Annotated in this window: 18 protein-coding genes; 9 read left to right on the top strand and 9 right to left on the bottom strand. The window is 73.3% G+C overall.

Going from position 1 to position 16,114, the window contains the following annotated elements; genetic code table 11:
- Positions 1 to 8: 8 nt before the first annotated feature.
- Complete coding sequence (locus ACFYW7_RS20540; RefSeq protein ID WP_389504646.1) at positions 9 to 746, top strand: FAD:protein FMN transferase; 738 nt, start codon at positions 9 to 11, stop codon at positions 744 to 746.
- A 511-nt stretch (positions 747 to 1,257) separates the two neighbouring features.
- Here ACFYW7_RS20540 and ACFYW7_RS20535 read toward each other — a convergent pair.
- From ACFYW7_RS20535 to argC, 5 genes are read right to left on the bottom strand one after another with little or no spacing between them, the layout of a single operon-like run.
- On the bottom strand, positions 1,258 to 1,794 hold the full coding sequence (locus ACFYW7_RS20535) for an arginine repressor (protein WP_389504233.1): 537 nt from the start codon (positions 1,792 to 1,794) through the stop codon (positions 1,258 to 1,260).
- A 22-nt stretch (positions 1,795 to 1,816) separates the two neighbouring features.
- Positions 1,817 to 3,025, bottom strand: coding sequence for an acetylornithine transaminase (locus ACFYW7_RS20530; RefSeq protein WP_389504231.1), 1,209 nt, complete (start codon positions 3,023 to 3,025; stop codon positions 1,817 to 1,819).
- Positions 3,022 to 3,936, bottom strand: coding sequence for an acetylglutamate kinase (gene argB / locus ACFYW7_RS20525; protein WP_389504229.1), 915 nt, complete (start codon positions 3,934 to 3,936; stop codon positions 3,022 to 3,024). Before argB ends, ACFYW7_RS20530 begins: the two co-directional genes overlap by 4 nt.
- The gene (gene argJ / locus ACFYW7_RS20520) at positions 3,933 to 5,111 is read right to left on the bottom strand and encodes a bifunctional glutamate N-acetyltransferase/amino-acid acetyltransferase ArgJ (RefSeq protein ID WP_389504227.1); all 1,179 of its coding nucleotides are present in this window, start codon (positions 5,109 to 5,111) and stop codon (positions 3,933 to 3,935) included. The genes argB and argJ overlap by 4 nt, the downstream gene beginning before the upstream one ends.
- Complete coding sequence (gene argC / locus ACFYW7_RS20515) at positions 5,108 to 6,136, bottom strand: N-acetyl-gamma-glutamyl-phosphate reductase (RefSeq protein ID WP_389504225.1); 1,029 nt, start codon at positions 6,134 to 6,136, stop codon at positions 5,108 to 5,110. Before argC ends, argJ begins: the two co-directional genes overlap by 4 nt.
- 352 nt (positions 6,137 to 6,488) lie before the next feature.
- Between argC and ACFYW7_RS20510 the strand changes: the two genes are divergently transcribed.
- Positions 6,489 to 7,517 carry a hypothetical protein gene (locus ACFYW7_RS20510; protein ID WP_389504223.1) on the top strand — a complete coding sequence of 343 codons (1,029 nt, stop codon included), beginning with the start codon at positions 6,489 to 6,491 and terminating at the stop codon, positions 7,515 to 7,517.
- 125 nt (positions 7,518 to 7,642) lie between these two features.
- Positions 7,643 to 7,993 carry a hypothetical protein gene (locus tag ACFYW7_RS20505; protein WP_389504221.1) on the top strand — a complete coding sequence of 117 codons (351 nt, stop codon included), beginning with the start codon at positions 7,643 to 7,645 and terminating at the stop codon, positions 7,991 to 7,993.
- Between the two features lie 143 nt (positions 7,994 to 8,136).
- On the opposite strand, the gene ACFYW7_RS20500 is transcribed toward ACFYW7_RS20505, so the two are convergent.
- A complete protein-coding gene (locus ACFYW7_RS20500) occupies positions 8,137 to 8,529 on the bottom strand; it encodes a DUF5997 family protein (RefSeq protein WP_389504219.1) in 393 nt (130 codons plus the stop codon).
- A gap of 82 nt (positions 8,530 to 8,611) precedes the next feature.
- Between ACFYW7_RS20500 and ACFYW7_RS20495 the strand changes: the two genes are divergently transcribed.
- The 4 genes from ACFYW7_RS20495 (at position 8,612) to ACFYW7_RS20480 (ending at position 10,899) form a co-directional block, all read left to right on the top strand.
- On the top strand, positions 8,612 to 9,433 hold the full coding sequence (locus ACFYW7_RS20495) for a LysR family transcriptional regulator substrate-binding protein (RefSeq protein WP_389504217.1): 822 nt from the start codon (positions 8,612 to 8,614) through the stop codon (positions 9,431 to 9,433).
- Positions 9,434 to 9,519: 86 nt separating this feature from the next.
- Positions 9,520 to 9,939, top strand: a complete 420-nt coding sequence (locus tag ACFYW7_RS20490; RefSeq protein ID WP_389504215.1) for a MerR family transcriptional regulator — start codon at positions 9,520 to 9,522, stop codon at positions 9,937 to 9,939.
- Positions 9,936 to 10,388, top strand: coding sequence for a carboxymuconolactone decarboxylase family protein (locus ACFYW7_RS20485; RefSeq protein ID WP_389504213.1), 453 nt, complete (start codon positions 9,936 to 9,938; stop codon positions 10,386 to 10,388). Before ACFYW7_RS20490 ends, ACFYW7_RS20485 begins: the two co-directional genes overlap by 4 nt.
- 67 nt (positions 10,389 to 10,455) lie before the next feature.
- Positions 10,456 to 10,899, top strand: coding sequence for a DUF6314 family protein (locus tag ACFYW7_RS20480; protein ID WP_389504211.1), 444 nt, complete (start codon positions 10,456 to 10,458; stop codon positions 10,897 to 10,899).
- On the opposite strand, the gene ACFYW7_RS20475 is transcribed toward ACFYW7_RS20480, so the two are convergent.
- A complete protein-coding gene (locus ACFYW7_RS20475; protein WP_389504209.1) occupies positions 10,881 to 11,474 on the bottom strand; it encodes a histidine phosphatase family protein in 594 nt (197 codons plus the stop codon). The genes ACFYW7_RS20480 and ACFYW7_RS20475 overlap by 19 nt on opposite strands.
- A gap of 412 nt (positions 11,475 to 11,886) precedes the next feature.
- Entirely contained in the window at positions 11,887 to 13,323 is a 1,437-nt protein-coding gene (locus tag ACFYW7_RS20470) for a PLP-dependent aminotransferase family protein (RefSeq protein WP_389504207.1), read from the bottom strand.
- On the opposite strand from ACFYW7_RS20470, the gene ACFYW7_RS20465 reads away from it, so the two are divergent.
- Together ACFYW7_RS20465 and ACFYW7_RS20460 are read left to right on the top strand one after the other, a co-directional pair.
- Positions 13,322 to 14,377, top strand: coding sequence for a DMT family transporter (locus ACFYW7_RS20465; RefSeq protein WP_389504205.1), 1,056 nt, complete (start codon positions 13,322 to 13,324; stop codon positions 14,375 to 14,377). The genes ACFYW7_RS20470 and ACFYW7_RS20465 overlap by 2 nt on opposite strands.
- A 91-nt stretch (positions 14,378 to 14,468) precedes the next feature.
- Positions 14,469 to 14,663, top strand: coding sequence for a DUF1918 domain-containing protein (locus ACFYW7_RS20460; RefSeq protein ID WP_389504203.1), 195 nt, complete (start codon positions 14,469 to 14,471; stop codon positions 14,661 to 14,663).
- 65 nt (positions 14,664 to 14,728) lie between these two features.
- Here ACFYW7_RS20460 and ACFYW7_RS20455 read toward each other — a convergent pair whose 3' ends face one another.
- The gene (locus tag ACFYW7_RS20455) at positions 14,729 to 15,955 is read right to left on the bottom strand and encodes a glycoside hydrolase family 10 protein (RefSeq protein ID WP_389504201.1); all 1,227 of its coding nucleotides are present in this window, start codon (positions 15,953 to 15,955) and stop codon (positions 14,729 to 14,731) included.
- Positions 15,956 to 16,114: the final 159 nt, after the last annotated feature.

Raw genomic sequence — 16,114 nt, 5'->3', positions numbered from 1 at the left:
AGGAGGTGATGGGCACGGTCTTCTCCTTCGACGTGCGCGGCGGCGAACCGGCCGCCGTACGGACGGCTCTGGAGGAGGCGGTCGCCCAACTCCATCAGGTGGACGCGGTGTTCAGCACCTACCGCGAGGACAGCCAGATCTCCCGGCTGGTACGCGGAGAGCTCACGGTCGAGGAGTGCGACCCGGAGGTCGCCGAGGTGCTGGAGCTGGGCGCGGAGGCGGAACGGGTCAGCGACGGCTGGTTCAGCCTCCGGTACGGGGGCGAACTCGACCCCACCGGGATCGTCAAGGGCTGGGCGGCCGAGCGCGCGGCCCGGCACCTCGCGGCGGCCGGGGCGAGCGGGGTGAGCGTCAACGGCGGCGGCGACGTCCAGCTGTGGGGCGTGCCCGGCCCGCACCGCCCCTGGCGGGTGGGCGTGTCGGACCCGCTCCGACCGGGCTCGCTCGCCGCGGTGGTCTCGGCCGCCGGTGTCGACGAACTGGCCGTCGCGACCTCCGGCACCGCCGAGCGCGGCGCCCACATCGTCGACCCCCGCACCGGCGGACCCGCGGTCACCGACCTGCTGGCCGTGACCGTGGTGGGCCCCCGGCTGACCTGGGTGGACGCCTGGGCGACGGCGGCCTTCGCGATGGGCTCGCGGGAGGGGCTCGCCTGGCTGGAATCGCTCCCGGACGTGGAGGCCCTGCTCATCACGGCGGGCGACGAGGTCAGATGCACGGGAGGACTCGCCCAGCGCCTGGGGTGACCGCCGCACAGCCGGCCACCGCACCTCCCCGCCGTACCCGGAACGGCCCCCTGGTCACCGTGACGTTCTCTGGTCATCGTGCCCGGCGCTCGCCCGTGACCACCGTGACGTTCCTCGGTCCAGTGCCCGGCGCTCGCCCCTGGTCACCGTGACGTTCCCAGGTCACCGTGCCCGGCGCCCGTTCTCACGGCATCCGGACCGGTGTCACCAGGGGCCCGGTGACCGGTGTGCCGCCACGGTCGTGGTTTCCGCCACGTGCGCGGGCGACCGCACGGCCGGCCACGCCGACCCCGCTCCCCGTCCCCGTCCCCGTCCCCGTCGGACGGTACGAGGCGCCCCGCTCCGGGGCACCCCACGTCGTGGAGGGCCCCGGTCGGCTCCCGCCGTACGGGCCTCCGGCGCCGCCCCGGCATCCCTGCCCCTGGGCGGCAGGCCTCACCGGACGCACCGGACTGCGGGCCCGGCCCTCCGTCCCGCCCGTCTCGCGGCGCTCGGCTCGGTGTCAGGCCTCTCAGTGGGCGTTCTGGGCCAGGCGCAGCAGGTGGTCGGCGAGTGCCTGGCCGCCCGTCGGGCTCCGGCTGATCAGCATCAGGGTGTCGTCGCCCGCGATCGTCCCGAGGATGTCGTGCAGTTCCGCCTGGTCGATCGCCGAGGCGAGGAACTGCGCGGCCCCCGGCGGGGTGCGCAGGACCACGAGATTGGCCGAGGCCTCCGCGGAGATCAGCAGCTCCGAGGAGAGCCGCCGCATCCGCTCCTCCTTCGCCGACTCCCCCAGCGGCGCGCGCGGGGTGCGGAACCCGCCCTCGCTCGGCACCGCGTAGATGAGGTCGCCGTCGTTGTTGCGGATCTTCACCGCGTTCAGCTCGTCGAGGTCCCGGGAGAGCGTCGCCTGGGTGACGTTCAGCCCGTCGTCGGCGAGCAGCTTCGCCAACTGGCTCTGCGAGCGCACCGGTTGCCGGTTGAGGATGTCCACGATCCGGCGGTGGCGTGCGGTGCGGGTCTGCGGCACGGCAGGCCCTGCGTGCTCGTGGTCCTGCGCCTGACTCATCGTCGTCGTCCCATTCCCGGAATCATCCGTCCCCGTTGGCTGCGTCGAGGATGCCGGGGAGAGCCTCCAGGAACGCGTCCACCTCGTCGTCGCCCAGGTTCAGCGGCGGCATCAGCCGTACGACATCGGGGGCGGGCGCGTTCACCAGGAAACCGGCGTCCTGAGCCGCCTGCTGCACCTGGGGCGCGAGCGGCTCGGTGAGCACGATACCCAGGAGCAGTCCCGCACCCCGGACGTGGTCGATCAAGGGATGGCCGGAACCGTCGCCGACGCCCTCGATCCCGTCCCGCAGTTTCTCGCCCGCGCGCTTCACGTTCTCCAGGAGTCCCTCGGACTCGATCGTGTCGAGCACGGCGAGTCCGGCGGCACAGACGACCGGGTTGCCGCCGAAGGTCGTGCCGTGGTGGCCGGGCTTCAGCAGGCCCGCGGCCCGGCCGAACGCGACGGTGGCACCGAGCGGCAGCCCGCCGCCGAGGCCCTTGGCGAGCGTCACGATGTCGGGCAGGACGCCCTCGTGGGCCTGGTACTCGAACCAGTGGCCGGTACGGCCGATTCCGGTCTGCACCTCGTCGAGCACGAGCAGCGCTCCGGTGGCGGCGGTGATGGCGCGGGCCGCCTTGAGGTAGCCGGGGGGCGGCACGACCACACCGTTCTCGCCCTGGATCGGCTCGATGATCACCAGAGCCGTGTCCTGGGTGACCGCCTCGGCCAGCGCCTGCGCGTCGCCGAAGGGGACGTGCGTGACGTCACCGGGCAGCGGCAGGAACGGCTCCCGCTTGCCGGGCTGGCCGGTGAGCGCGAGAGCTCCCATGGTCCGGCCGTGGAAGCCGCCGGTGGTGGCGACCATGTGGGTCCGGCCGGTCAGCCGGCCGATCTTGAAGGCGCCCTCGTTGGCCTCGGCCCCCGAGTTGCAGAAGTACACCCGGCCCTCGCGCCCGAAGAGCTGGAGCAGCCGTTCGGCGAGCGCGACGGGGGGTTCGGCGACGAAGAGGTTGGAGACATGGCCGAGGGAGCCGATCTGCCGGCTCACGGCCTCGACGATCGCGGGGTGGCCGTGTCCGAGCGCGTTGACCGCGATGCCGCCGACGAAGTCGAGGTACTCGTTGCCGTCGGCGTCCCACAGCCTGGTGCCGGCGCCGCGGACGAGCGGCAGGCGCGGGGTGCCGTAGTTGTCCATGAGCGCGCCCTGCCACCGCTGGGTGAGCTCTGCGTTCGTCGCGGTGCCGGTCATGCGGCGCCCCCCGCTTCCTCGTCGTCCGGCACGACCATCGTGCCGATGCCTTCGTCGGTGAAGATCTCCAGCAGGATCGAGTGCTGGACCCGGCCGTCGATGACCCGGGCGGTGGTGACGCCGCCCCGTACGGCGTGCAGACAGCCCTCCATCTTCGGCACCATGCCGCTGGCCAGCTCGGGAAGCAGCTTCTCCAGCTGGGAGGCGGTGAGGCGGCTGATCACCTCGTCGCTGTTCGGCCAGTCCTCGTAGAGGCCCTCGACGTCCGTGAGAACCATGAGGGTCTCGGCGCCCAGGGCCGCAGCGAGTGCCGCAGCCGCCGTATCAGCATTGACGTTGTAGACATGTCCGTCGTCCTGGCTCCGGGCGATCGAGGAGACGACCGGGATACGGCCGTCGGCGAGCAGTGCCTCGATCGCGCCCGTGTCGATCGCGGTGATCTCGCCCACCCGCCCGATGTCGACCGACTCGCCGTCGATCGTGGGCCGGTGCTTGGTGGCGGTGATGGTGTGCGCGTCCTCGCCGGTGAGGCCGACGGCGAGCGGCCCGTGCTGATTGAGGAGCCCGACCAGTTCGCGCTGGACCTGTCCGGCGAGCACCATGCGGACGACGTCCATCGCGTCCTCTGTGGTGACGCGCAGGCCCGCCCTGAACTCGCTGACGATGCCGTGCCGGTCGAGGGCGGCGCTGATCTGCGGTCCGCCGCCGTGCACGACGACCGGCTTGAGGCCCGCATGGTGCAGGAACACGATGTCCTGGGCGAAGGCGGCCTTCAGCTCGCTGTCGATCATGGCGTTGCCGCCGAACTTGACCACGACGGTCTTGCCTTGGTGCCGGGTCAGCCAGGGCAGCGCCTCGATGAGGATCTGGGCCTTGGGCAGCGCGGTGTGCTTGCGGGTCACATTGCTCATGACGAGTACGCGCTGTTCTCGTGCACGTAGTCGGCGGTGAGGTCGTTGGTCCAGATCGTGGCCGTGGCGTCGCCCGCGGCGAGGTCGGCGACGATGTGGACCTCGCGGTAGCGCATGTCGACGAGTTCGCGGTCCTCGCCGACGCCGCCGTCCTTGCAGACCCAGACGCCGTTGATCGCCACGTTGAGGCGGTCCGGCTCGAACACGGCCCGGGTGGTGCCGATCGCGGACAACACGCGTCCCCAGTTGGGGTCCTCGCCGTGGATCGCGCACTTGAGGAGGTTGTTGCGGGCGATGGAGCGGCCCACCTCGACGGCGTCGTCCTCGGTCGCGGCGCCCACGACCTCCACCTTGATGTCCTTGCTGGCGCCCTCGGCGTCGCGGATCAGCTGCTGTCCGAGGTCGTCGCAGACGGCCCGGACGGCCTCGGCGAACTCCGAGTACTCCGGGGTGACTTCGCTGGCGCCGGAGGCGAGCAGCAGCACGGTGTCGTTGGTGGACATGCAGCCGTCGGAGTCGACCCGGTCGAAGGTGGTGCGGGTGGCGTCACGCAGCGCCTTGTCCAGGGTCGCGCCGTCCACGTCCGCGTCGGTGGTGAGCACCACGAGCATGGTGGCGAGGCCGGGGGCGAGCATGCCGGCGCCCTTGGCCATGCCTCCGACGGTCCAGCCTCCGGTGGACCCCGCCCCGGTCGATCCCACCGTCACGACGGACGTCTTGTGCACGGTGTCCGTGGTCTTGATGGCGATGGCGGCCTTCTCGCCGCCGTGCGGGCCGAGTTCGGCGACGGCCAGGTCGATGCCGGGAAGCAGTTTGTCCATCGGCAGCAGGACGCCGATGAGGCCGGTCGAGCACACGGCGACACTGCCCGCGCCCGTGTCGCCGAGCGCCCCGGCGACCTTCTCGGCGGTGGCGTGGGTGTCCTGGAAGCCCTTGGGGCCCGTACAGGCGTTGGCGCCGCCCGAGTTGAGGACGACGGCGTTCAACTCGCCGCTCTTGAGGACCTGTTCCGACCAGAGGACCGGGGCGGCCTTCACGCGGTTGGAGGTGAAGACGCCGGCGGCGGCGCGGCGGGGCCCGTTGTTGACCACGAGGGCCAGGTCCGGGTTGCCGTTCTGCTTGATCCCCGCGGCGACCCCGGCCGCGGTGAATCCCTGTGCTGCCGTGACGCTCACGGTGCGACTCCGATCGTGGAAAGCCCCAGCTCCTCGGGGAGGCCGAGGGCGAGGTTCATGCTCTGGACGGCACCGCCAGCGGTGCCCTTGGTCAGGTTGTCGATGGCGCTGATCGCGATGATGCGGTGCGCGGCGGCGTCGTACGCGACCTGGACCTGAACGGCGTTGGAACCCTGGACGGACGCCGTCGCGGGCCACTGGCCCTCGGGCAGCAGGTGGACGAAGGGCTCGTCGGCGAAGGCCTTCTCGTAGGCGGCGCGCACGGACTCGGCGGCGACCCCCGGCTTCGCCTTGGCGCTGCACGTGGCGAGGATGCCGCGGGACATGGGCGCGAGGGTGGGGGTGAAGGAGACGGTGACGGGCTCCCCCGCGGCGCCGCTGAGGTTCTGGATCATCTCGGGGGTGTGCCGGTGGACGCCGCCGACGCCGTACGGGGTCATCGAGCCCATGACCTCACTGCCCAGCAGGTGCGCCTTGGGCGCCTTGCCGGCGCCCGAGGTGCCGGAGGCGGCGACGATCACGGCCTCGTTCTCGGCCAGCCCGGCCGCGTACGCCGGGAAGAGGGCCAGTGAGGCGGCCGTCGGGTAGCAGCCGGGCACCGCGATGCGCTTGGACCCCTCCAGCGCGGCGCGGGCACCCGGCAGTTCGGGGAGGCCGTACGGCCAGGTCCCGGCGTGCGGGGAGGCGTAGAACCGCTCCCAGTCGGCCGGGTCCGCCAGCCGGAAGTCGGCGCCCATGTCGACCACGAGGACCTCGGGGCCGAGCTGTTCGGCGACGGCGGCGGACTGTCCGTGAGGCAGCGCGAGGAACACGACGTCGTGACCGGCCAGCACCTCGGGGGTGGTCTCGGCGAGGACGCGGTCCGCGAGCGGGAGCAGATGCGGCTGGAGCGCGCCGAGCCGCTGTCCCGCGTTGGAGTTGCCGGTCAGGGCGCCGATCTCGATCTCGGGGTGTGCCAGGAGCAGGCGCAGGAGCTCCCCGCCCGCGTACCCACTCGCTCCCGCCACCGCCGCACGCATCGTCATGGAACCCTCCTCTTGGATGGCATGACTATACGTTTCGATGCACGTTTATGCAATCCTGCTCCGGCCCGCCCAGCGCGGCCCACCTCGTCCGGCCGCGCGAGCCGGCGGCCCGGGACGGTGGGCGCGGCGCGGGCCTCCGGGAGGGGCGGGGCGGCCGCTCCGGCCCAGGAGTCGGGCTGCACGGCCTTCCCCTCGACGATCAACCGATCCCCACCCGCACGCCGACTCAATCCCCTCCACGCGGACACCACATGATCGGAGCCGAAGAGAATGCGGCGGCGCATCGAATGAATTCCGATCAAACGTTGATATTCGGCCCGATGGGTACCGCCTGCTTGGAACCATCCCCCGCATGCGTTTCCACCGGGCCCCGCACAGAGCTCTCCTCCTCTGCCTCGCCGCCGCGACGCTCGCCGGCTGCTCCGGCTCCGGGGTCGGCTCCTCCGGCGTCGGCGGCTCCTCCCGTGCGGGCGGCCCGGCCGCCACGTCGGCGGCGGACTCCCGGCGGTCCGTCGTGACGTTCGCGGGCTCGTCGCCGCTGGGTCCCGAGGCGACGCGCCGGACCGCCGACCGGATGCGGGCGCGCGTCAAGGCGCTGGGGCTCAGGGACGCGCGGGTCGAGGAGGGCGACGGCACCGTCACGGTCACCGGTCCCACCGCCGACGAGAAGCGTCTGACGGGGCTGGGCGACTCCGGCAGGATCGGTTTCCGGCCCGTCCTGGCCCTGGAGGCCCTCAGCACCTCACCGACACCGGCATCGCGGCCCTCGCCCAGCGCGGACCCCGCGCGACAGCGCGCCGTCACCGAGGGCCTGCGCCCTCGTACCGCCGGTTCTCCGTCCGCCGGTGCCACGACGGGGACGGACGAGGAGGGCGCGGCCGACGCGGCCCTCCGGCAGCGCTTCTCGGTGCTGGACTGCTCGAAGGGGCAGCGGTCCGCGACGGAGGCGCGGGCGGCGAACCGGCCGCGCGACAGCGTCGTCGCCTGCGGAGCCGGCGGCGACGGCTCCCCTCCGGTCAAGTACGCGCTGGGTCCCACGGCCGTGGACGGGACTCGGGTCGCCTCGGCCGAGGCGGTGCACGACGAGCAGACCGGGAACTGGGCCGTGTCGCTCGACTTCGACTCCCTCGGGGCCCGCCAGTTCTCGGCCGTGACCGCGGACCTGTCCACGAGACAGTCACCGGAGAACCAGTTCGCCATCGTCCTGGACGGCGCCGTGATCTCCGCCCCGTCTGTCGGCCAGGCGCTCACCGGCGGCACCGCCGAGATCTCCGGATCCTTCACCCGGACATCGGCCGAGGAGCTCGCGGCCAACCTCGGCTCGGGGGCCCTCCCGGAGCCGCTGACCGTCACCGGTGTGACCCGGCTCCCCCACGGCTAGTACGTGCCGCCCGACGGGAACCGCCCCCCGTGGGGACGGTCGCCGCCGCGGGGAGCCCGATCGCCCGCCGTCACGCCCCGTCGGCGCGACGGACCGTACTCACCCGAACCCCAGGAGTCCCGACCGTGCACACACCGACCGTGCAGTCACCGGCGGCGTCGTCGTCCGCCCACTGGAGCGCGTACGAGATCTTCGCCGTCCTGTCGGGGATCATCCTGATCGGAGCGGCCTTCGCACCGGGCATGTCCTTCAAGAACCGCGTCTGGGCCGTCCTCGGCGGGATCGCCTTCATCTGCTACGGGTGGTACGTCGCCCACCAGACCACGGGTACGTTCAGCTTCCCCGTGATCATCTTCCTCATCCCGCCGGGCGCGGTGATCTACCTGCTCGTCAAGGCGTACGGCCGCACGAGCGGCCCCGGTACCCCGCCGGGCGGCGACCCCGAGGGCCGCAGGTCCCCGGGGATCGACGGCTGAGGTCCCGACGCGGGCCCGGTCCCCGCACATGCGGAAGCCCGCCGCCGCACACGCGGGGCGGGCCGCCGGACGCGGTCGCCGGTGACCTCCGGGAAGCGGCGGCCGGCAGATGGCCGGTGCCCTTCCCGGAGCGGCTCCCGGGGTCAGGAACGCTTGGCGGCCTGCTCCGCCTGCTTCTCCTTGATGCGTACCTCTTCCTTGCGGACCTCCGCCTGGGTGGCGCGCTCGCGCCGCAGCCACTCGGGGTTCTCGGTCTTCAGCGCCTCGATCTGCTCGGTGGTGAGGGCGTCGCTGACGCCGCCCCGGGCGAGCCCTGCGATGGAGACACCGAGCTTGGCCGCGACGACCGGTCGCGGGTGCGGGCCGTTGCGGCGCAGCTCCTGGAGCCACTCCGGCGGGGCGGTCTGCAGCGCGTTCAGCTCGGCACGGGAGACGACACCCTCCTGGAACTCGGCGGGGGTGGCCTCGAGGTACACACCCAGCTTCTTCGCCGCGGTGGCAGGCTTCATCGTCTGGGCGGTCTGGTGCGAACTCATGGGGTCAAGGGTATCGAGCGCACGGGCTCCCGCCGACCATCACCGGTACGGCACCCCTGGCGCCGCCGGGTAATCTGACGTGGTGACCGGCTCCGAAGCATCCCCCTCGTTCAGGCTCGCCTACGTTCCCGGGGTGACGCCCTCGAAGTGGGTGCGGATCTGGAACGAGCGGCTGCCCGGCGTGCCCCTGACCCTCGTCCAGGTCTCCGCCGCCGAGGTGTACGACGTCCTGCGCAGGGGCGACGCCGACGCGGGGTTCGTGCGGCTGCCCGTCGACCGGACCGACCTCAGCGCGATCCCCCTCTACACCGAGACGACGGTCGCCGTGGTGCCGAAGGACCACATCGTGTCGGCGGTCGAGCAGGTCTCCGCCGAGGACCTGGCCGACGACATCGTGCTGCACCCCCTGGACGACCCGCTCGACTGGGAGCGGCTGCCGGGCAAGCCCGCCCTGGAGCGGCCCGCCAGCACCGAGGACGCCGTCGAACTCGTCGCGGCGGGCATCGGGGTCGTCCTCGTCCCGCAGTCCCTCGCCCGGCTCCACCACCGCAAGGACCTCACCTACCGGACGGTCACGGACGCCCCCGAGTCGCGCGTGGCGCTGGCCTGGCCCGAGGAGAGGACCACCGACCTGGTGGAGGACCTCATCGGCATCGTGCGCGGCCGGACGGTCAACAGCACGCGGGGGCGCTCCTCGGCCGCGGCGCAGCAGAAGTCCGCTCCCGGCACGTCCGGGTCCACGTCCCGGAAGCCGGACTCGGGCGGCGGCGCGCGGCGCAAGCCCGCGCCCGGCAAGTCGGGCGGAAAGGCGACCGGCAAGAACCCCCGGAGCGGCGGTTCCGGCGGCCCGAAGGGCGGCGCCAAGGGCGGCGCGAAGCGCGGCAGGCCCCGCCGCGGCTCCTGACCCGGTTCCCGCCCCGTGACCGGCGGGAGGTACGGGATCCCGGCGGCCCTTGACCTGGAGCGCGCTCCAGGTTCTACGGTTTCCTCATGACCGGCGGACACCCCCTCCCGAGCACCCCGGAACCCGCGCTCACGATCGCCCAGGTCGTGGAGCGCACCGGGCTCTCGCACGACACGCTCAGGTACTACGAGAAGGCGGGCCTGATCGAACGGGTCGGCCGGACCACCGGGAACCAGCGGCGCTACGCGGCGGGGGACCTGGCCTGGCTGGAGTTCCTGATCAGACTGCGCGAGACCGGCATGTCGATCGCGGACATGGAGCGCTTCGCACGGCTGCGCTCCGGGGGCGACCCGACGGTCCCCGACCGCCTCGCGATGCTCCGGGAACACCGTGCCGACCTGGAGGACCGGATCCGCGCGCTGCGCCGCGCCGCGACCGCGCTCGACGCCAAGATCGACCACTACGAAGGGCTGCTGGAGCGGCCCGGATCGGACGGACCGGCATGAGCGACGCCACGAAGAGCACCGGATCCACCACCCGCGAAGAGCGTTTCGAGCACGGCCTGAAGATCCTCGACCGGGTGGACGGCGAGGCCGGTCAGCGGGTGCTGGCCGCGCTCTGCGACATCAGTCCCGAGCTGGGGCACCAGATCGTCGCCTGGGGCTTCGGCGACATCTACGACCGCCCAGGACTCGCCCCGCGCGACCGCCAGTTGGTGACCCTCGGCATGCTCACCGCGCTCGGCGGCTGCGAGACCCAGCTGGAGGTGCACGTCAACGCGGCGCTGAACGTGGGGCTCTCCTCGGAACAGATCGTCGAGGCGCTGCTGCACTCCGCCGTGTACTGCGGCATCCCGAAGGCGATGAACGCGACCCTGGTGGCGAAGAAGGTGTTCGGCGAGCGCGGGCTGCTCCCGGTGGGGTCCCGGCCCGCGGCCGACCCCACCGCCGCGTGATCCCCGTCGAACGGCAGGATGGGGAGGGGCGCGAGCGCGACACCGGACGGGACGGGGGCGGGACGGTATGGGCGAGTTCTGGCCGGTAGGGGATGTACTGGCGTACCTGGGCGGGAGCTGGCGGGTGGAACGCGCCGTGCGGGACCTCGCGCACGACGCCGCGGGGCGCTTCACCGGGACGACGGTCTTCGGTCCGCTCGGAACGGGGGAACTGCAGCACCACGAGTCGGGCACGTTCGTGTGGCAGGGCGTCGCCAGGCCGGCCGAGCGGACCCTGCGGTTCCTGCCGGGACCGGGCCCCGGAACCGCTCTCGTACGGTTCGCCGACGGCCGTCCGTTCCACGACCTGGACCTGCGAAGCGGTCGGTACGTCGCCGACCACCCGTGCTCGGCGGACCTCTACCGGGGAGAGTTCACCGTCCAGGGCGAGCACCGCTGGCGGACCGTCTGGCGCGTGCGGGGGCCCGCGAAGGATCTGGTGCTCACCACCGACTACCTGCGCGTGGACTGAGCGAACGCCCCGTCGAGGCGCAGGTTCCAGCGGCCCGCCCGCCCCATGACGGAGACCGTCGACAGGGGACGTACGTCGATGTTCCAGTAGGTCGACGGCGGCGCCTGCAGCGCGTAGACCAGCGCGGCACGGACCACCGACGGCTCGACCACCGCGACGATGCTGCCGCCGTCGTCCATCGGGCGGGTGTCGAGCCAGGCACCGACCCGGGCGATGAAGGACAACAGGGACTCGCCGCCGTGGGGCGTGGAACGCGGGTCGGCCAGCCAGGCGTCCACGGCCGCGGGCTCCCGGGCCATGGCCTCACCGAGGGTGAAGCCCCGCCAGCGGCCCATGTCGCAGTCGCGCAGGGCGAGCTGGACCAGCGGGGCGTAGCCCAGGACGTCACCGGTGGCCCGGCTGCGGGGCGTCGGCGAGCAGTAGCGCAGTTCCGCCGCGGCCAGCGGAAGCAACCCGTTGGCGGCACGCTGTGCTTCTTCCCAGCCCGCCTGGTCCAGCGGCCAGTCGTCCTCGAACCGCTCCGCGAGCAGCGCGGAGCTGCGTGCGGCGGCGACGAACGTGACCCGAAGTTGCATGCGCAGATCGTGGGTCGCGGGCCTCCGCAGGTCAAGGGGGGTCACTCAGGGTGTCCAAAAAGTTCACTGCATCAACAACTCCTCCTGGCCGGCCGACCGCCCGATCCACCGGGTTCCGCTCCGTCCGCCCGGCCCTGCCGAACGGACGGTGCGGCCGGCGCGGGCATGATCCACGGGGCCCGACGGCGACCGGGGCGATCCGGGCCCGGGGCTCCCGTCCGGCGGAGCGGGGCCGGGTCCGGGCCCCGCCGGTCCCGAGGCGGGATCGGGGCAGGGCCCCGCCCGTCGCCCGGCGCGGTCCCGGGCCGGACCCCGCCCGGGCGGAGACGCCGGAGCCGACACCCGGCCTCGCCCTTCGCGCGGCAAGGATCGAGGCCGAAGGGCCGCCAACTGGCTTTCCGGCCCCGCCCGGTCAGGCCCGCACCTCGTCGAACGCCACCGCCAGACGCCGTACCCCCTCCGTGATCTCCTCCGTCCCGGCCACCGCCGCGAAGCTCAACCGGATCTGGGCGGCCGGGGGTTCCGCACTGAAGTAGGGGCGTCCGGGGGCGACCGCCACCCCCGCGCGGAGGGCCGCGGTGACGAGAGCGGACTCGTCGGTGCCGTCCGGCAGCCGGAGCCAGAGGTGGTAGCCGCCGAACGGGATGTGGGGCAGGGCGAGTTCGGGAAGCCGCAGCCGCAAGGCGGCGGTCATGGTGTCACGCCGGGTCTTCAACTCGGCCGAAACAGCTCGCAGATGACGCGGCCAGGCCGGCGAGCCGACGAGTTCCAGCGCGGCCTCCTGGAGCGGACGCGGCACGAAGAAGGTGTCGACGACCTGGATGGCGCGCAGCCGTTCGAGCACCGGGCCGCGCGCGGCGAGCGCGCTCACCCGGAAGCTCGGCGAGGTCGCCTTGGTCAGGGAACCTACATGGACCACGACCCCGTCCGGGTCCTCGGCGGCCAATGGACGCGGGAGCGGCCCCGCGTCCTCGTGCACCAGACGGCGTACGAAGTCGTCCTCGACGACGAAGGCCCCGGCGTCCCGCGCGATGCGCAGCACCTCGCCCCGCCGCCCGGGCGCGAGCACGGCACCGGTCGGATTCTGGAACAGCGGCTGGCAGACGAAGACCCGGGCGCCGCTCGCCCGGAACGCGTCGGCGAGGAGCTCGGGCTTGACCCCGTCGGGATCCACCGGGACGGGCACGGGGCGAAGACCCGCGGCGCGGGCGATGGCCAGCATGCCCGGGTAGGTGGGTGACTCGACCAGGACGGGGGCACCGGGCGGCGCGAGCGCGCGCAGGGAGGTCGTCAGGGCGGACTGGCCGCCCGCCGTGACCAGCACCTCGGCCGCGCCGATCGCGCCCCCGATCCCCCGCGCGAACCACTCACGCAGTTCGGGCAGGCCCTCCATGGGCGGCCGGGACCACGCGCCGGGGCGGCGGCCCGCCCGGGAGAGGGCCGCGCCCATCGCGCGCTCCGGCTGGAGCGAGGGGTGCAGATAGCCCCCGTTGAACTCGATGACACCGGGCGGCGGCGCGGCCAGCGAGGCGAGGACTCCGGACGCGTCCACGGTGCGCGGGACGAGCTCGGTCGCGGCGTCCGCACTGAGCGCGACCTCCTGCCACGACGTGTCCCCGGTGGACGTCAGGGCCGCCCGGGGGCGCGCCCGGAACGCGCCCGCTCCGGGGCGGGTGACCACGAGCCCCTCGGCGGCCAGCTGAGCCAGCGCCCGCGACACCGTCACCGGACTCACCCGGAACCTCTCGACGAGCTCCCGGCTCGACGGCAGCTTCCCACCGGGAGAGTAGCGGTTCAGTTCCTGTCGCAGATGATTCGCCAGATCTCCCACACTGCTACGCTCTTGCATGAGAGCAGAGAGTAGCGCTATCGACCGGACCGGAATAGCGGTCAGCACCGGAGCCGGTCCCCGGTCCGCCGCGCGCACCGGGACCGGCCGCGCCCCGGCCGACTCGTCCGCCGAGAGCCGCCCGGCTCCGGCCGGCCCGCCACTCCGGACCACCGGACCCGCGGCCGGTGGTCCGCTCCGGGACCCCTCGGTCACCGACCGCCGCGCCGGAACCCTCCAGGCGGCCCTGGGCGTCACCGCCTTCTCCCTCACCTTTCCCGCCACCGCCTGGGGCCTGGAGGGCTTCGGGCCCTGGTCCCTGGTGGCCGTGCGCTGCGTTCTGGCGGCGGTCGTCGCGGGCGGCTGCCTCCTCGCCCTGCGGGTGCCCGTACCGGCCCGGCGGCACCTCGCGGGCCTGGCCGTCGTCGCCGCCGGTGTCGTCCTCGGCTTCCCCCTGCTGACCACGCTCGCCCTGCGCACCTCGACCACCGCGCACGCCGCCGTCGTCGTCGGGCTGCTGCCGCTGACGACGGCGGTCTTCTCCTCCCTGCGCACCGGCGCGCGGCCGTCGCGGATGTTCTGGCTGGCGGCCTGCGCGGGCGCGGCGGCCGTGATCGCGTTCACCGTGCAGCAGAGCGGGGGCGCCCTGACCGGTGCGGACGCCTACCTGTTCGGGGCCCTGCTGATCTGCGCGGCGGGCTACACCGAGGGCGGCAGGCTGGCCCGGTTGATGCCGGGCTGGCAGGTCATCGGCTGGGCCCTGGTCCTGTGCCTGCCGCTCAGCGTGCCGGGCGCGCTGCTGGCGCTCTCGCACGAGCCGGTGCGTCTGACGGCGCACAGCGTGACCGGGCTGCTGTGGGTAGCGGTCGGTTCGCAGTTCCTCGGACTGGTCGTCTGGTACCGGGGGATGGCGTCGATCGGAATCCCGAAGGCCAGCCAGTTGCAGCTGGCCCAGCCGCTGCTCACACTGGTGTGGTCGGTACTGCTCCTGGGCGAGCGGCTGACCCCGGCGGCACCCCTGACGGCGGCCGCCGTGCTCGTCTGCATCGCTCTGACCCAGCGCGCGCGAGGCTGACCCGCGCGCACGGGCCGAGCCGGCCCGCCCGGGCGGCCGTGGACTTCGGGCCACGCACCGTTACTCCCGTAGAGACGAGGAGACCGTTCAGATGCACGCAGCAAAAGGTGACCAACTGGTGCAGCACGGCAGGGTTGTCGGCCAGCACGACAAGGTCGCGGAGATCACCGAGGTCATGGGATCGGCGGGGGCTCCCCCCTACCGTGTGCGGTTCGAGGACGGCCACGAGGCCGTGTGCTCGCCGGGACCCGACTCCGAGATCCGCCACAAGGACATGCCGCGGTAGGACGAGAGGGACGGCGGGCGTTCCCGCCGGGAACGGGGGCTCGGCCGGCCACCGAAGGTGGCCGGCTACCGGTAGTGGTCGGCGACGACCCGCGCCATCGCGCCGGTGCGGTCGGCGCCGACCTCCGTGGCCGAGAAGAAGACATGACCCCGGACCTCGGCCCGGCCGCGGGCGAACGTGAGGTGCCGGGAGAGTTCGGCCGGGTTCTGCCACGCGGCGGGCTGCCCCGCGGCGCCCGCCTTGTACAACGCCTCCCCCACGTACAGCTGCACACCCGTCCCCCGGGCGACCCGCGCCCACCAGGGCAGCAGCTTCGCGTAGTCGGCCGCGTCGAAGCCGATGTTCCAGTACAGCTGGGGGCAGATGTAGTCGATCCAGCGTTCCCTGACCCATTTCCTGGTGTCGGCGTGGAGATCGTCGTACGTCTGCACGCCCGCCCGGGTGTCCGAGCCGTTCGGGTCGGTCTCCGCGTTGCGCCAGACACCGAAGGGGCTGATCCCGAAGCGGGTGCCGGGGCGGACCTTCTTGAGGGCCGCGGCCATGTCCAGCACCAGCCGGTCGACGTTGTGACGGCGCCAGGCCGCCCGGTCCGGGAAGCCCGCGCCGTGTTCGGCGTACGCCGCGTCGTCGTCGAAGACCTCGCCGTCCACCGGGTACGGGTAGAAGTAGTCGTCCCAGTGCACGGCGTCGACCGGGTAGCGGCGGACCGCGTCGAGCATCGCGGTCCGGACGAACGTCCGGACCGGTGGCAGCCCGGGGTTGTAGTAGAGCTTGCCGCCGTACCGCACGATCCAGTCCGGGTGGAGGCGCGCGGGGTGCGAGGCGGCGAGCCTGCCGGGATCCGGCTGCCCCGAGACGCGGTACGGGTTGAACCAGGCGTGCAGTTCCAGGCCGCGCGCATGGGCCTCCCGCACGGCGGTGCCGAGCGGGTCCCAGCCGGGGTCCCGGCCCTGGACGCCGGTCAGGTGCTCGGACCACGGCTCGTACGGGGAGGGCCACAGGGCGTCGGCGGTGGGACGGACCTGGAAGATCACGGTGTTCAGTCGGCGGCGGACGGCCGTGTCGAGATGGGCGAGCAGTTCGGCGCGCTGTCGCCCGGCGCTCAGGCCGGTGCGGGAGGGCCAGTCGCGGTGCGAGGCGGTCGCCAGCCACATGCCCCGCACGGCACGGGCCGCCCTCGGCCGGGGTGCCGCGGCCGGGCTCCGGGCGGCTCCCACGTCCCCCGCGGCACCCAGCCCCGACAGCGTCGCGAGCGCCGCCGTCGTGAACGCCCTGCGTGGCAGTCGCCCCACGCCCGCCCCCTCACTCTGTGGATCCCCGCGATCACGGATCGTCCCGACGTCCAGCATGCACCACCCCAACGATCGATCATCGATACTTGGGAGTAACGTGCACGTTCGGAGCAGGCGCCGAACAACGGAGGACCTGCCAGGGCGTGCGGATCAGCGAAG

Source organism: Streptomyces sp. NPDC002580 (assembly GCF_042889485.1).
Lineage (GTDB): Bacteria > Actinomycetota > Actinomycetes > Streptomycetales > Streptomycetaceae > Streptomyces.
Note: the sequence above shows the minus strand (reverse complement) of the source record. Positions and strands in the feature narration are given on the sequence as shown.

Excerpts from the sequence above, each read along its gene's own strand:
- ACFYW7_RS20480 (WP_389504211.1), top strand. The coding sequence starts at position 10,456 with ATGGGCGAGTTCTGGCCGGTAGGGGATGTACTGGCGTACCTGGGCGGG.
- ACFYW7_RS20490 (WP_389504215.1), top strand. The coding sequence starts at position 9,520 with ATGACCGGCGGACACCCCCTCCCGAGCACCCCGGAACCCGCGCTCACG.
- ACFYW7_RS20465 (WP_389504205.1), top strand. The coding sequence starts at position 13,322 with ATGAGAGCAGAGAGTAGCGCTATCGACCGGACCGGAATAGCGGTCAGC.
- ACFYW7_RS20470 (WP_389504207.1), bottom strand. The coding sequence starts at position 13,323 with ATGCAAGAGCGTAGCAGTGTGGGAGATCTGGCGAATCATCTGCGACAG.
- ACFYW7_RS20535 (WP_389504233.1), bottom strand. The coding sequence starts at position 1,794 with ATGAGTCAGGCGCAGGACCACGAGCACGCAGGGCCTGCCGTGCCGCAG.
- ACFYW7_RS20460 (WP_389504203.1), top strand. The coding sequence starts at position 14,469 with ATGCACGCAGCAAAAGGTGACCAACTGGTGCAGCACGGCAGGGTTGTC.
- ACFYW7_RS20485 (WP_389504213.1), top strand. The coding sequence starts at position 9,936 with ATGAGCGACGCCACGAAGAGCACCGGATCCACCACCCGCGAAGAGCGT.
- argC (WP_389504225.1), bottom strand. The coding sequence starts at position 6,136 with ATGACGATGCGTGCGGCGGTGGCGGGAGCGAGTGGGTACGCGGGCGGG.
- ACFYW7_RS20530 (WP_389504231.1), bottom strand. The coding sequence starts at position 3,025 with ATGACCGGCACCGCGACGAACGCAGAGCTCACCCAGCGGTGGCAGGGC.
- argB (WP_389504229.1), bottom strand. The coding sequence starts at position 3,936 with ATGAGCAATGTGACCCGCAAGCACACCGCGCTGCCCAAGGCCCAGATC.
- ACFYW7_RS20510 (WP_389504223.1), top strand. The coding sequence starts at position 6,489 with ATGCGTTTCCACCGGGCCCCGCACAGAGCTCTCCTCCTCTGCCTCGCC.
- ACFYW7_RS20475 (WP_389504209.1), bottom strand. The coding sequence starts at position 11,474 with ATGCAACTTCGGGTCACGTTCGTCGCCGCCGCACGCAGCTCCGCGCTG.
- ACFYW7_RS20500 (WP_389504219.1), bottom strand. The coding sequence starts at position 8,529 with ATGAGTTCGCACCAGACCGCCCAGACGATGAAGCCTGCCACCGCGGCG.
- ACFYW7_RS20540 (WP_389504646.1), top strand. The coding sequence starts at position 9 with ATGGGCACGGTCTTCTCCTTCGACGTGCGCGGCGGCGAACCGGCCGCC.